Origin of the sequence: Vibrio chagasii (genome assembly GCA_041879415.1) — a bacterium.
Lineage (GTDB): Bacteria > Pseudomonadota > Gammaproteobacteria > Enterobacterales > Vibrionaceae > Vibrio.
On record CP090853.1, the window covers coordinates 170,753 to 185,008 of the forward strand.

Genomic DNA, 14,256 nt, shown 5'->3' on the forward strand with positions numbered 1-14,256 from the left:
CTTGTTCTTGCTGATTGTATATCAACAAGATTTTAAATCTATATTTGTGCGTTATGTTACATTTCCTCAACAGGAATAGCACTTAAATCGCGAAAAATTATGTAACATTTCTACTTCTGTAAGAGTATTACAGTTTTACTCAGTAACTTTGTTGATTCACATCAGAATCAACATTAATTGTTACTAAGGTGGTTTTTGAATCACCAAAGAGTTCGCAATTTCTACTCACTCTAGTTCAAAAGCCACCCACTTACCATTTGCTGCCTAGTTTTCGTGCTCGTTACCACGAATGAAATTTTTGTTGCTTCTCAGGCCCAAACACCACCGAATACGGGTCTTGGTGAATTAATACATCAGCATCAGGGAACACTGAGATAAGCTTAGCCTCTACTTCGTCAGAAATGCGATGCGCTTCAATAAGTGGCATCTCATCTTCCAACTCTAAGTGCAATTGAATGAAGCGAATCGGACCTGAACGACGAGTTCTGAGCTGATGCACACCGAGTACTCCTTCCACACTCAAGGATGTCTCTTTTATCTGCTTTAGCTCTTCATCAGGCAACTTGTGATCGAGCAGAGATTGAATCGCCTCCATCGCCATTTGGTAAGCGCTATAAAGAATATAAATACCAATGCCTACCGCAAATACTGAGTCCGCCTGACCAATGCCAAACCAGCTTAACCCCAGAGCCAACATGATGGCCGCGTTCATATACAGGTCAGATTGATAATGCAGTGAATCCGCAGCAATAGCCTGGCTGCCCGTTTTCTTAACGACGTGTTTTTGGAATCGAACCAGACCAAATGTCATCACTATCGCGAACAAGCTGACATAAATACCGATTTCTGGAGAGTTGAGCTCATGAGGTCTAAAGAAGCGCTCGACACCATTAAGAATGAGGAAACAGGCAGAGCCCGAAATAAACATCGCCTGTGCTAATGCAGCGAGTGATTCCGCCTTACCGTGACCAAAGGTATGTTCTTTGTCGGCAGGCTGAAGAGAGTATCGAACCACCAATAAGTTAACGACCGAAGCGGCAATATCTAACATGGAATCGACCACGGAAGCCAACAGGCTCACCGAACCTGTCACCCACCACGCCGCGACTTTCACTATTAACAAAATAGTGGCAATGGTGGTCGCAGCCCAAGCGGCCAGCGTAACTAAACGTGCGTATTCTTGTTTCATAACTTGGCTATAAAGTGACTGATAGCACAAAGTATAACCTGCAAACAATCAATTGAATATGACAGCTAGGATGTAAGACATTCATTTTTAGGGATCAAAAAAGCGGCTCTCGGCCGCTTCTTTTTAAACACTTTCATTCAAACTTGCTTTATCCAGCTTTGAATTACTTGTCTCTGTTCATGTGCTTTTCCATCTTTTCAGCACATTTCGCCATGCGCTCTTGCTGGATTTCTTTCAGTTGAGTTTTTTGCTCAGGCGTTAGCACGCTCATCATTTCGTGTTGTTTCTTAAGCATTGCTACGCGACGCTCAGTTTGCTTCTCAACCATTTGGCTTGCTAGATCATTTGCCGCTGCTTCATCGAAGTTGTCAGCTAGTACCAACGCTTGAACTTTCTCGTGGTGCGCTTTCATTTGCGCCATTTTGTCTGACTTGTTGCCCGCGTGTTTTGCTTTCATCTCAGCACGGTTCGCTTCACGCATCTCTTTTAACTGTTCTTTTTGTGCGTCAGTTAGGTCTAGTTGACGCATTACTTTCTTGTCGAAGCCACCACATTTACCGTGCATGCCTTTATGGTCGCCCTTGTCACCGCCGCCAAATGCATACGCACTTGCTGTACCTAACATAAGTGGAAGTGCCGCAGCTGCTAGTACAAGTTTCTTCGTCATTTTCATAATTGTTGCCTCAATTCGGTATAATAAGTCATGTATTGCGTCTGTATCTCAGCGCTTGAATATAGATTAGTCTTTCCCTCGTAAAGTGACGTTTAGAAAGCGTAAAGAATCGTAAAGAGTGAAAGCTGACGAATAATTAGCAGTATTATTAACCTGTAACTAACCGATTAAGGCTTTCCCATGGCGAACATTCTTCTTATTGATGACGACACTGAGCTAACGAGCTTACTTAAAGACATTCTTAGCTTTGAGGGCTTCACCGTTTCTGAAGCCAATGATGGCTACGCAGGGCTCGAAGCGATCAATGATGAGATCGATTTGATTCTTTTGGATGTAATGATGCCGCGCCTGAATGGCATGGAAACACTCAAAAAGCTAAGAGAACATTGGGAAACGCCAGTGCTGATGCTGACGGCAAAAGGTGAAGAGATCGACCGTGTGATCGGCCTGGAGCTTGGCGCGGATGACTACTTACCAAAGCCATTTAGCGACCGCGAATTACTCGCACGTATTCGCGCCATCTTGCGCCGCACACAAACCACGAGCACTCCAAAAGCCACCAGCGATAGAATCCAATATCAAGACATTGAAGTGTTCCCTGGCAAACAAGAAGCGTACTGCAATGGCGAGATCATCGACCTGACCACTACCGAGTTCGCTCTACTAAGCCACCTTATCCAAAACCCGGGGCAAGTGATCACCAAGGAAGCGCTAAGCTTAGATGTACTTGGCAAAAGACTTGCAGCATTTGACCGTGCGATAGACATGCACATCTCTAACCTACGTAAGAAGATTCCAGAACGTAGCGATGGCAAATCACGCATCAAGACCTTGCGTGGTCGTGGCTACCTATTGGTAGAGGAGGATTAATGCGCATCCCTAAAATCACTAGCTTATATGGACGTATCTTTGCCATCTTTTGGTTCACCATGTTACTGGTGCTTTTATCCGTACTCTCACTACCACATCTAGACCCGCGAGTAGCGCGTGATGTGCCCGCTGACCATCTCAGCAAACTGGAACGCATCGCCAAAGCTACAGAGAAACGCTACGCCAGAGAGCCTAACCTCGGCAAAATTGTCTTCCAACTTGAGGCGCCACGTAGCCGCAAAGATTCTCGTGCACGTATCTATCTGACCGATCTTGAGGGCGCAGTCCTAACTTCAAAAAGACATTCAGACTACAAACTTAAGGCGATTCGCAACTTTGTAACCTCAATTGATAACCCAGAAGTACCAAAGCAGAAGCTTTACGGGCACTACATGGTTGCTGGCCCTGTGCCAATCAAACTGGCAGGTGAAGAGCTACTGATGTACGCCGGAGTAAAGTGGAATCAGCCACCGCCGTTCTTACTGCGACTATTTGATAGACCACTGCAGCTGTTGCTTGCCGTGATGCTAGCCAGTACCCCACTATTACTTTGGTTAGCTTGGGCACTCAGCCAGCCAGCTCGCCGACTTGAGCGTGCTGCACAACGTGTAGCGAAAGGCGAATTCGAGGTCGATCCAACCCTTGAAAAAGGCACATCAGAATTCAGACAAGCAGGCGAAAGCTTTAACCAAATGGTTGAGGCCGTAAACCAGATGATCTCAGGGCAACAGCGCTTGCTTTCTGATATCTCACACGAGCTGCGCTCTCCTTTAACACGGCTTCGTATGGCCAACGCACTAGCGATTCGTAAACAAGGTGAGAGCCCAGAACTTGAGCGTATCGATACAGAAGCACAACGCTTGGAACAGATGATCAGTGAACTACTGACCCTCTCACGGATGCAGGTTGATAGCCACATTACTCGTGAAGTTCAGCCGATATCGAGCTTGTGGGAAGAGATCTTAAAAGACGCGCAGTTCGAAGCTGAACAGATGGGTAAAGAGCTGACATTCTCAGAAATCCCTGAGCGTTCAATTTCAGGTAATCCTAAGCTACTGATGAGTGCCTTAGACAACATTACGCGTAACGCCATTTACTACGGTAAAGACCAAGTCGATGTGCAGTTCCACGTGGTGCAAGATCAGCTAACTATTTGCGTCAATGACAACGGTGATGGTGTGCCTGATGATGAACTCGATTCTATCTTCAGACCTTTCTACCGTGTTTCTACCGCTCGTGACCGTAATTCTGGTGGCACTGGACTTGGGCTGACTATTACCGAGAGTGCGATTCGTCAACATAGCGGAACGATTACCGCGAGCCGCAGTAAACTCGGCGGATTACAGCTCGAAATTACTCTGCCTATCCTGCCACTGTAATACCCCCACAAAGATCACAGTTGATAATGATTGTTATTATCATTATGGTAAATCCTCTAATTAAGGAGGATTTACCATGTCTCACATTTTCCCAGAACTACCCTACGCCTACGATGCTCTAGAACCGTACATCGATGCACAAACGATGGAAGTGCACTACAGCAAGCACCATAGAACCTATTACGATAAGTTTGTCGCAGCGGTGTCTGGTAGCGAACTTGAACAGCAATCTCTAACTGAAATCTTCGCGAATATTTCTCAGCACAGCCCTGCCGTGCGCAACAATGGTGGCGGCTACTACAACCATATCTTGTATTGGAACTGTATGTCGCAAGACGGCGGTGGCGAACCAACTGGCGAGCTTGGTGAAGCGATTAAAAGCACATTCGGAGATTTCGCAACGTTCCAAGATCAGTTCGCTCAAGCGGCAATCAACACCTTCGGCTCTGGCTTCGCTTGGTTAGTAGTAGAAGAAGGACAACTGAAGATCATCTCAACCTCAAACCAAGACAATCCTTGGATGGATACGGTGGCCAGCAACGGTGAACCGATCCTTGCGTTAGATGTGTGGGAACACGCCTACTACATCAGCTATCAAAACCGCCGACCTGACTACATCAACGCTTGGTGGAACGTGGTCAACTGGACTGCCGTATCAGAAAACTACGCACAGGCACTCGCCAACCAAGCCTAAGTGGGTGGTGGCAAACTGTACTCACACAGCTTGCCACCGTATACTCTGGCTATCTTTGATTACTCTTGTGAACCCACATGTTTGATATCGCTCTATACGAACCAGAAATTGCACCCAATACGGGTAACATCATCCGCCTATGTGCTAACTGCGGCGCAAACCTGCACCTGATTGAGCCACTTGGCTTTGATTTTGAAGAGAAGAAAGTGCGTCGTGCTGGTTTAGATTATCACGACCTAGCGCGAGTGAAACGTCACAAGAACCTAGAAGCTTTTATTGAGTATCTAGAGAACGAACGTGAAGGTGATTACCGTATCTTTGCGTGTACCACCAAGACCACAGGTCATCACGTGGATGCCAAGTTCCAACAAGGCGATGTGTTGATGTTCGGCCCTGAGACACGCGGCCTACCTGCTGAGTTCATCGAAAGCATGCCGATGGAACAACGTATTCGTATTCCAATGATGCCAGACGCACGCAGCCTGAACCTATCCAATGCTGTAGCAATCATCGCGTTTGAAGCATGGCGACAAATGGGCTTCGAAGGCGCGGTATAACCAAACCCTCAAACACCTATTATCTGTCATCGCTAATAGACAATAAAAAAGGCTCTTACCATTATCTCTTTCTTACGAAGGATAAAGGTAAGAGCCTTTTCAGTTGTTGTCTTTCTATCTAAACAGCAGGATTAGTTTAAGCGGTTACGATCGTTGTCGTCGTCTTTCTTCTCAAACTCACCTTCAAAGGTGTTACCGCCTTTTGATTGGTCAAATGGGTCGCGGTTGAATGGATCATCTCCAAATGGACTCTGACCAAAGCCAGCTTGTCCACCAGCGTGGAAACCACCAGACATATTTTTAACCACCATTTTTTCCATCATTTTCTTAGCGATCATGGCTCTTGGTGCTGGCAACAATACCAACATACCCAGAGCGTCTGTCATAAAGCCTGGAGTCAGCAGCAATACGCCAGCCACTGCCAGCATCACGCCTTCAAGGATCTGCTGTGCCGGCATCTCGCCTTGCTGTAGTCGACCTTGAACGGACATCAGTGTTTGAATACCTTGGCTACGAACCAGCGATGCACCAACAAATGCCGTGATCAAAACCAATGCAATAGTTGGCCACAATCCTAAGAAGCCACCAACTTGAATAAATAGCCCAATCTCAATGATGGGTACGAAGATAAATAGTAATAATAAGATAGGAAACACACGCCCTCCTTTGTTGCTTTCAGTTTACGCTGAAAGGTCTATCAATCTCAAATTTATCCTGTAAATAAGCGTGTTTATTGACCCAAATTAACTTTGCAAAATATTGACTAAACAAAAGCGAAAAAGGTGATCAACTTACTATTTTTATGCGCTAGGTACAGTATCATGTGCCACATAAGTCAGGACGGATTTATCAGCCCAATATTCTAGCGAACGGAGTATTTGCACACAGAATAGGCTAATAACTAACTATATAATCAGAATTATTCTCTAAGGATCCTGTTATGGCTACTCTATCAGAAGCACAAGTTGATGCTCCTCAAGCTACTCGTCTCGAAGAAGATCTTTTAGGTCAACGTCATGTTCCGGCTGATGCTTACTACGGCATCCACACTCTACGCGCAGTTGAAAACTTCAACATCTCAAATGTAACGATCTCAGATGTACCTGAATTCGTTCGCGGTATGGTGATGACAAAAAAAGCAGCGGCTTTAGCAAACAAAGAGTTAGGTGTAATTCCTAGCGAAGTGGCTAAATACATCATCCAAGCTTGTGACCTAATTCTAGACACTGGCAAGTGCATGGATCAGTTCCCATCAGACGTTTTCCAAGGTGGTGCTGGTACTTCTGTAAACATGAACGCGAACGAAGTTGTCGCGAACGTTGCACTTGAGCTAATGGGCAAAGAAAAAGGCCAGTACGAGTTCATCAACCCGAACGACCACGTAAACCGCAGCCAATCAACTAACTGTGCTTACCCAACTGGCTTCCGTATCTCTGTTTACAACAGCGTACTAAAACTGATCGATGCAATTGAATACCTTAAAGGTGCATTCGAGCTTAAGAGCCAAGAATTCAACACCGTTTTGAAGATGGGTCGTACTCAACTTCAAGATGCAGTTCCAATGACGGTTGGCCAAGAGTTCCACGCTTGGGCGGTAACCATCAATGAAGAAATCAAAAACCTAGAATACACATCTAAGCTACTGCTTGAAGTTAACCTAGGCGCAACAGCAATCGGTACTGGTCTAAACGCAGCACCAGGTTACCAAGGCCTTGCTGTTAAACACCTAGCTGAAGTAACTGGCCTAGAGTGTGTTCCAGCAGAAGACCTAATCGAAGCAACTTCAGACTGTGGCGCATACGTAATGACGCACGGCGCACTTAAGCGTCTAGCAGTTAAGCTGTCTAAGATTTGTAACGACCTACGTCTACTGTCTTCAGGTCCTCGCGCAGGCTTAAACGAGCTGAACCTACCTGAGCTTCAAGCAGGCTCTTCAATCATGCCAGCTAAAGTAAACCCAGTAGTACCTGAAGTAGTAAACCAAGTTTGCTTCAAAGTTCTAGGTAACGACAACACAGTTTCTTTCGCAGCTGAAGGTGGTCAACTTCAACTGAACGTTATGGAACCTGTTATTGCACAAAGCATGTTTGAGTCTCTAGACATCCTAACTAATGCTTGTGTGAACCTACGCGACAAGTGTGTAGACGGCATTACGGTAAATAAAGAAATCTGTGAAGCGCACGTATTTAACTCTATCGGTATCGTAACTTACCTAAACCCATACATTGGCCACCACGAAGGTGACATTGTGGGTAAGATCTGTGCAGAAACAGGTAAGAGTGTTCGTGATGTGGTTCTAGAGCGCGGTTTATTAACCGAAGAAGAACTTGATGACATTTTCTCTGTTGAAAATTTGATGCATCCTCAGTATAAAGCAAAACGCTACGAGTAACGCTAGCGAGAAAGGGCTCCAAACGGAGCCCTTTTTTAGGCTCCAATACGGTTAACCCTGTTTATTTTGTGGTTTTCTGTATGTTGCGCTTTTGCTTAATTGAATCTAAACCATAGAACTATTATCTGAACATTCTCTCAACGAGTGGTCACATAATAAAATCTACATGAGGTGTTAATTATGATTGCAGTAGAACTGTTTATCGTCCTGCTCTTTATCTTCTTAGGGGCCAGAATTGGCGGCATCGGTATCGGCTTTGCCGGTGGTGCTGGTGTTATTGCTCTTTCACTTATTCTTGGCGTACCAACAAGCCAATCTTTTATCCCAATTGATGTAATCCTGATCATCATGTCGGTTATCACCGCAATTGCTGCAATGCAGGTTGCTGGCGGTATGGACTGGTTGGTGCAAATTGCAGAAAACTTTTTGCGTAAGCACCCAGAACGCATCACCTTTTACGCACCGATTGTGACCTTTTTAATGACGCTAATGGCGGGTACTGGCCACACAGCATTCTCAACTCTGCCAGTTATTGCGGAAGTAGCGAAAGGCCAAGGTGTACGTCCTTCTCGCCCACTGTCTATTGCTGTTGTTGCGTCTCAAATTGCTATCACGGCTTCACCAATCTCGGCAGCGGTTGTAGCTTTCGCAGCCATGCTTGCACCATTCGGTGTTGATTACCTAACACTGCTGATGGTTTGTATTCCTACAACCTTCATCGCTTGTATGGTGGGTGCTGTTGTTGCTAACTACATGGGTAGCGAACTTAAAGACGATCCTGTTTACCAAGAGCGTCTAGAGAAAGGTCTCATCAAACTAGCGTCAGATGAGAAGCGCGAGATCCTTCCAACAGCGAAGAAAGCAACTTACATCTTCCTAGCAGCAATTGGTTTTGTTGTTTGTTACGCAGCGGCTATCTCTAGCTCTGTTGGCCTAATCGAGAACCCTGCACTAGGTCGTAACGAAGCGATCATGTCGGTAATGTTGGCAGCAGCAGCGGCAATCGTAATGTTCACTAAGATCGATGCAGCGAAAATTTCTTCAGCACCTACGTTCCGCTCTGGTATGACTGCGTGTGTATGTGTACTTGGTGTGGCTTGGTTAGGTTCTACGTTTGTAAACGCACACGTTGCTGAAATCAAAGACGTTGCGGGTGCACTACTGGCTGACTACCCATGGATGCTGGCTCTTGTTCTGTTCTTCGCTTCTATGCTGCTTTACTCTCAAGGCGCAACAACGGTTGCATTAATGCCTGCAGCACTAGCAATTGGCGTAGCACCACTAACAGCCGTTGCTTCTTTCGCTGCGGTAAGTGCACTGTTCGTTCTTCCTACTTACCCTACGCTACTGGCTGCAGTTGAGATGGATGACACAGGCTCAACGCGTATCGGTAACCTAGTATTCAACCACCCGTTCTTCATTCCAGGTGTGGTAACAATCAGTACTGCGGTAGCACTAGGCTTCGCATTCGGTGGTCTGTTTATTTAAAATCCACTGATGATATGACTCTAAAAGGAAGCTTCGGCTTCCTTTTTTGTTTGTGGGTTAATGTGATTTTTGATGCCCGTCAAATAACCATGACAAATTTTAAAACGCGTTCAAAAATAAAGTTTGAATAAAATTCCAAGACTATCCAATCCATTCTCTATCAATACCTATCAAATCAACCCTCCCCTATTTACCAACTAACCAAACCGAATATTAATCCAAGCTAATTAACCAAAAAACCTTACGATTTTTCTCACATTTTTTAGCCCTTTTACTGGCCACTATTTTTGTGAACAGCACCAAACTTAAATGATTAAGTAAAGAATAAAATAACCGCAGCTAAATTAAATACAACTTCATCTGGATTAGTAAATATCAAATAACTTTAATTTAAAGCCCGCAATTTTATATCGTTGGGTAATTTATAAGTGTCAGTGTATTTACAGTCTATAAATCATTAGTCGCTAATTCACATCACTTCTATTTAAGATGATGTAAGGAGATAGCCATGACAACTCAAACGATGCCAAGCGAGAAAAAAAAGGGCGGCTTCTTTGCCAACTTTAAATTCCCTTCTGCTTATACCATTCTATTTATTTTAATTGCATTCGTTGCTCTACTGACCTGGATTGTTCCAGCGGGTCAATATGACCGAGCAATGAATGAAGAATTAGGCCGAGAAGTGCCGGTCACCGGAACCTATCAAGCGGTTGAAGGTAACCCTCAAGGAGTGATTGACGTACTGCTAGCGCCGATTGACGGCTTCTACGACCACAATAGCTATGAAGCTGCTGCAATCGACGTTTCACTGTTCATTCTCATCATTGGTGGCTTCTTAGGGCTAGTCACCAAGACTGGTGCGATTGATGCTGGTATCGAACGCGTCACCGCACGCCTCGAAGGGCGAGAAGAGTTGATGATACCAATACTGATGGCACTGTTTGCTGCTGGCGGTACTGTCTATGGTATGGCGGAAGAATCACTCCCATTCTATACACTTCTTGTACCTGTCATGATGGCGGCTCGCTTTGACCCTCTAGTGGCAGCAGCAACTGTACTTCTAGGCGCGGGCATAGGGGTGCTAGGTTCCACCATTAACCCATTCGCAACGGTTATCGCTGCTAACGCCTCTGGCATCCCATTTACCGACGGTATCGTGCTACGTGTAGCAATGTTGATTATTGGTTGGGGTATCTGTGTCGCTTACGTCATGCGTTACGCAAGAATGGTGCAAGCTGATCCAAGCAAGTCGATTGTGTATGACAAATACGAAGAAAACAAAGCGCACTTCCTTGGCAACTCAAGCGGAGAAAAACTTGAATTCACTGCGACTCGTAAGCTGATTCTGACTATTTTTGGTGGCTCATTCGCAGTAATGATTTACGGTGTATCCGTTGCAGGATGGTGGATGGCAGAGATCTCTGCAATGTTCCTAGCAGCGACCATCATTGTCGGTATTGTGGCTCGCATGAGCGAAGAAGAGTTTACCTCAAGCTTCATTGACGGTGCACGTGACCTGCTCGGTGTAGCGCTGATCATAGGTATTGCTCGTGGTATTGTAGTGGTGATGGATCGCGGTATGATCACCGATACGATTCTATTCTCTGCAGAGCAGATGGTCACCGGGCTCTCATCCGTTATCTTTATTAATGTGATGTTCTTCCTAGAGATTCTATTGTCATTCCTAGTGCCATCGACATCTGGCCTAGCAGTACTGACCATGCCTATCATGGCACCATTGGCTGACTTCGCAGGTGTTGGTAGAGACCTTGTGATTACCGCTTACCAATCGGCTTCAGGCTTGGTAAACCTTATTACCCCAACCTCTGCGGTGGTAATGGGTGGCTTGGCGATAGCTCGTGTACCTTACGTACGCTGGGTGAAGTGGGTCATGCCATTGATCGGTATCTTAACCGTGTTCTGCATCGTCGTACTGAGTATTGGTGCGCTTATCTAGCATCCCTTAAGCAAACACATTTCCATTCAAAGCCGCTTCCATAGCGGCTTTTTTAGCTCTATCGCTAGCTCAGCTAGTTTTACCGTTACTGCAGCCCATAGCGAACTCAGCAACTCCCGAGAAGCCCCATCTCAACACTCCTACTCATCTGCAAACATCACAGACAAAGTTAACAAGACCACTCATTATTTACCAAGGTGATATATGGCGAAATATTTAGTCATTTATTAGCGTTAATTATATTTACAGGTTAATTAAAAGTAACAGCAAAATATAAATAAACGACTAAACCTAATTAAAAACACCCTCATAAGTCCTATTTTAAAATGTGACCCAAATAACTTTATACGAATTTAATTTGTTAACAGATAATTAATTCCACATTCAAAATTAAATATCTAAATAAAAACACTGCATACTTCCATCTTAAGCTCACTTTTATCAATTAAAGTACATTGCATATAAACCCTCACTATTTGGATTTTACTAATCTGGATTAGAAAAACATGAATAATGTTCCCCCAGGATTAACTATTTAGAAGCAATCGATGATCGTTCAAAGTGCATAAAATTTGTTAAAACCCTTGTTTTTAAAGGGCTGAGGGATAAAAAATGATTTGTGATAGATCTCTAAGAATACCTGAGCAGCAGGCGTAATATTAATTCCAGACAAGAGATATGAATAAATAATTCATTCTTCTCACCTGAAAATAAATAATTACTCTTAGCAATAAAAGTAATTCAAATATATAAGAGAGAGACGATCATGAGTAAGTTCTATGTAGGTTCTGAAATAGGTCAATTGCGTCGTGTTCTAGTTCATCGCCCAAGACGCGCACTGACTCACTTAACACCATCTAACTGTCACGATTTGCTGTTTGATGACGTACTGGCTGTTGAGCGTGCAGGTAAAGAGCATGACGTATTCACTCAAACGCTACGTGATCAGGGTGTTGAGGTTCTTCTTCTTACTGACCTACTAGCAGATACGCTAGCTGTGCCGGAAGCGAAAGATTGGCTACTGAACTGCCAAGTATCTGATTACCGTTTGGGTAAAACTTTTGCTAACGACGTACGCTGCTACTTAGGTGACTTACCAAACCTAGAACTTGCAAAAATCCTAACCGGCGGCCTGTCTTACGCTGAAATGCCGATGAAGTCTTCTTCAATGATGCAAGGCATGTTCACACCAACCGACTTCATTATTGAGCCTTTACCAAACCACCTATTTACTCGCGACACTTCTTGCTGGGTTTACGGTGGTGTATCGATCAACCCAATGGCGAAACCAGCACGTCAACGCGAAACCAACCACGTGCGTGCGATTTACCGTTGGCACCCAACCTTTGCAGGCCAAGACTTCATTAAATACTTCGGCGATGAAGAGAGCATCAACTACGACAACTCAACGATTGAGGGTGGTGACGTTCTGGTTATCGGCCGTGGCACAGTGCTTATCGGTATGTCAGAACGTACCACGCCACAAGGTGTTGAACACTTGGCTTCTAGCCTATTCAAACACGGCCAAGCGAAGCAAGTTATCGCTATGCAGCTGCCAAAACACCGCTCTTGCATGCACCTAGATACGGTAATGACACACATGAACGAAGATACGTTCTCTGTTTACCCTGAAGTGGTGAGTAAAGATGTGAAGTGCTGGAACCTAACCGGTGATGAGTCTGGTGCCGTGAAAGTGAAAGAAGAAGGCTACTTCGTTACCGCTATCGAAAAAGCATTGGGCGTAGACAAGCTAAACCTGATCACTACTGGTGGTGACAATTTCCATGCAGAACGTGAGCAGTGGAACGATGCAAACAACGTACTGACCGTTAAACCTGGCGTCGTTATTGGCTACGAAGGTAACACTTACACCAACGAGAAATACGACAAAGCTGGTATCACAGTACTGCCAATTCCTGGAGATGAGCTTGGTCGTGGCCGTGGTGGCGCACGTTGCATGAGCTGCCCTATTGAGCGTGATGGTATCTAATCACTAAGACGAAACGGCCAAGTTGACGAACGCAAATAACCTCAACTTGGCCACAATGAGAGAACACAATTATGACTAAACAAACTGTTGTTGTTGCACTCGGTGGTAACGCCCTACTTCGTCGCGGTGAGCCGTTAGAAGCTGACGTTCAGCGCCGTAATATTGAAACAGCGGTGAAAACCATCTCGGAAATAGCCAAAGAGTACAACGTGGTATTAGTGCACGGGAACGGCCCACAAGTTGGCTTACTTGCTCTGCAAGGTTTGGAGTACAAGAAAGTAAATCCATACCCACTGGATGTATTGGGCAGCGAAACTCAAGGCATGATCGGCTACATGCTGATGCAAGAGTTCAAAAACTATCTGCCGAACCGCAACATCTCATGCATGTTGACCCAAATGACGGTTGATCCAAATGACCCTGCATTTGCAGATCCAACCAAGCCAATCGGCCCAATCTACGAAGAAGCAGAAGCGCGTGAATTGGCAGAGAAGTTCCACTGGATCGTAAAACCAGACGGCCAACACTTCCGTCGTGTTGTGCCAAGCCCAAGACCAACCGGCATCGTTGAACATGAAGCGATCACCCAGCTTATCGAGGCGGGTCACCTAGTGATCTGTACTGGCGGTGGCGGCATTCCAGTGAAAAAAGAGCATGGCAAATTGGTTGGTGTCGAAGCGGTTATCGACAAAGACATGTCAGCTGCTTTCTTAGCAAAACAATTGAATGCCGATGCACTACTGATTTTGACTGATGCAGACGCGGTTTACCTAGATTGGGGCAAACCGACTCAACACGCGCTGCGCAGCACTACGCCAAGTGAACTAGCGAAGTTCGAATTTGATGCTGGCTCCATGGGACCAAAAATTGAAGCGTCATGCGAATTTATCCAACAAGGCGGCAAAGTCGTCGGTATTGGTGCGCTCGAAGATGGTTTGCAAATTCTGCAAGGCCAAGCGGGTACCAACATCACCAAAGGTTAATCCACTCGCGAGCTTTTCAAACCTTGCGAGAAAACTGAATCACCGTTTGAACTGAAATTAATACACAAAAATTGAATCGCGCTT

General features: G+C 45.2%; 12 protein-coding genes. 9 read left to right on the top strand and 3 right to left on the bottom strand.

What is annotated here, in order from left to right; genetic code table 11:
- Nucleotides 1-280: 280 nt before the first annotated feature.
- Nucleotides 281-1,189 (bottom strand): CDF family cation-efflux transporter FieF, encoded by a 909-nt coding sequence (gene fieF, locus L0991_22995; GenBank protein XGB65647.1) that lies wholly within the window; start codon nucleotides 1,187-1,189, stop codon nucleotides 281-283.
- A gap of 163 nt (nucleotides 1,190-1,352) precedes the next feature.
- Entirely contained in the window at nucleotides 1,353-1,862 is a 510-nt protein-coding gene (locus tag L0991_23000) for a CpxP family protein (protein XGB65648.1), read from the bottom strand.
- Nucleotides 1,863-2,042: 180 nt separating this feature from the next.
- Between L0991_23000 and L0991_23005 the strand changes: the two genes are divergently transcribed.
- The 4 genes from L0991_23005 to trmL all read left to right on the top strand — a co-directional run bounded on the left by L0991_23005 (nucleotide 2,043) and on the right by trmL (nucleotide 5,362).
- Nucleotides 2,043-2,732 (top strand): response regulator, encoded by a 690-nt coding sequence (locus L0991_23005; protein ID XGB65649.1) that lies wholly within the window; start codon nucleotides 2,043-2,045, stop codon nucleotides 2,730-2,732.
- Nucleotides 2,732-4,111, top strand: a complete 1,380-nt coding sequence (cpxA, locus tag L0991_23010; protein ID XGB65650.1) for an envelope stress sensor histidine kinase CpxA — start codon at nucleotides 2,732-2,734, stop codon at nucleotides 4,109-4,111. The genes L0991_23005 and cpxA overlap by 1 nt, the downstream gene beginning before the upstream one ends.
- Nucleotides 4,112-4,187: 76 nt before the next feature.
- Entirely contained in the window at nucleotides 4,188-4,805 is a 618-nt protein-coding gene (locus tag L0991_23015; protein XGB65651.1) for a superoxide dismutase, read from the top strand.
- Between the two features lie 77 nt (nucleotides 4,806-4,882).
- Nucleotides 4,883-5,362 (top strand): tRNA (uridine(34)/cytosine(34)/5-carboxymethylaminomethyluridine(34)-2'-O)-methyltransferase TrmL, encoded by a 480-nt coding sequence (gene trmL, locus L0991_23020; protein XGB65652.1) that lies wholly within the window; start codon nucleotides 4,883-4,885, stop codon nucleotides 5,360-5,362.
- A gap of 131 nt (nucleotides 5,363-5,493) precedes the next feature.
- Here the strand turns inward: trmL and fxsA are convergent, their stop codons facing one another.
- The gene (gene fxsA, locus L0991_23025; protein ID XGB65653.1) at nucleotides 5,494-6,018 is read right to left on the bottom strand and encodes a membrane protein FxsA; all 525 of its coding nucleotides are present in this window, start codon (nucleotides 6,016-6,018) and stop codon (nucleotides 5,494-5,496) included.
- Between the two features lie 284 nt (nucleotides 6,019-6,302).
- Here fxsA and aspA point away from each other — a divergent pair, with 284 nt between their 5' ends.
- The 5 genes from aspA (at nucleotide 6,303) to arcC (ending at nucleotide 14,172) form a co-directional block, all read left to right on the top strand.
- Nucleotides 6,303-7,754: an aspartate ammonia-lyase gene (aspA, locus tag L0991_23030; GenBank protein XGB65654.1), complete on the top strand. Its 1,452-nt coding sequence runs from the start codon at nucleotides 6,303-6,305 to the stop codon at nucleotides 7,752-7,754.
- A 180-nt stretch (nucleotides 7,755-7,934) separates the two neighbouring features.
- Nucleotides 7,935-9,242, top strand: a complete 1,308-nt coding sequence (locus L0991_23035) for an anaerobic C4-dicarboxylate transporter (GenBank protein XGB65655.1) — start codon at nucleotides 7,935-7,937, stop codon at nucleotides 9,240-9,242.
- 508 nt (nucleotides 9,243-9,750) lie between these two features.
- On the top strand, nucleotides 9,751-11,199 hold the full coding sequence (locus L0991_23040) for a YfcC family protein (GenBank protein XGB65656.1): 1,449 nt from the start codon (nucleotides 9,751-9,753) through the stop codon (nucleotides 11,197-11,199).
- Nucleotides 11,200-11,965: 766 nt separating this feature from the next.
- Nucleotides 11,966-13,189, top strand: a complete 1,224-nt coding sequence (gene arcA / locus L0991_23045; GenBank protein XGB65657.1) for an arginine deiminase — start codon at nucleotides 11,966-11,968, stop codon at nucleotides 13,187-13,189.
- A gap of 71 nt (nucleotides 13,190-13,260) precedes the next feature.
- The gene (gene arcC / locus L0991_23050; protein ID XGB65658.1) at nucleotides 13,261-14,172 is read left to right on the top strand and encodes a carbamate kinase; all 912 of its coding nucleotides are present in this window, start codon (nucleotides 13,261-13,263) and stop codon (nucleotides 14,170-14,172) included.
- The last annotated feature ends 84 nt before the right edge of the window (nucleotides 14,173-14,256 follow it).

What these genes read in the sequence shown, in the direction of transcription:
- L0991_23035 (XGB65655.1), top strand. Translation starts at nt 7,935, where the DNA reads ATGATTGCAGTAGAACTGTTTATCGTCCTGCTCTTTATCTTCTTAGGG.
- trmL (XGB65652.1), top strand. Translation starts at nt 4,883, where the DNA reads ATGTTTGATATCGCTCTATACGAACCAGAAATTGCACCCAATACGGGT.
- arcC (XGB65658.1), top strand. Translation starts at nt 13,261, where the DNA reads ATGACTAAACAAACTGTTGTTGTTGCACTCGGTGGTAACGCCCTACTT.
- arcA (XGB65657.1), top strand. Translation starts at nt 11,966, where the DNA reads ATGAGTAAGTTCTATGTAGGTTCTGAAATAGGTCAATTGCGTCGTGTT.
- fieF (XGB65647.1), bottom strand. Translation starts at nt 1,189, where the DNA reads ATGAAACAAGAATACGCACGTTTAGTTACGCTGGCCGCTTGGGCTGCG.
- L0991_23040 (XGB65656.1), top strand. Translation starts at nt 9,751, where the DNA reads ATGACAACTCAAACGATGCCAAGCGAGAAAAAAAAGGGCGGCTTCTTT.
- aspA (XGB65654.1), top strand. Translation starts at nt 6,303, where the DNA reads ATGGCTACTCTATCAGAAGCACAAGTTGATGCTCCTCAAGCTACTCGT.
- L0991_23000 (XGB65648.1), bottom strand. Translation starts at nt 1,862, where the DNA reads ATGAAAATGACGAAGAAACTTGTACTAGCAGCTGCGGCACTTCCACTT.
- cpxA (XGB65650.1), top strand. Translation starts at nt 2,732, where the DNA reads ATGCGCATCCCTAAAATCACTAGCTTATATGGACGTATCTTTGCCATC.
- L0991_23005 (XGB65649.1), top strand. Translation starts at nt 2,043, where the DNA reads ATGGCGAACATTCTTCTTATTGATGACGACACTGAGCTAACGAGCTTA.
- L0991_23015 (XGB65651.1), top strand. Translation starts at nt 4,188, where the DNA reads ATGTCTCACATTTTCCCAGAACTACCCTACGCCTACGATGCTCTAGAA.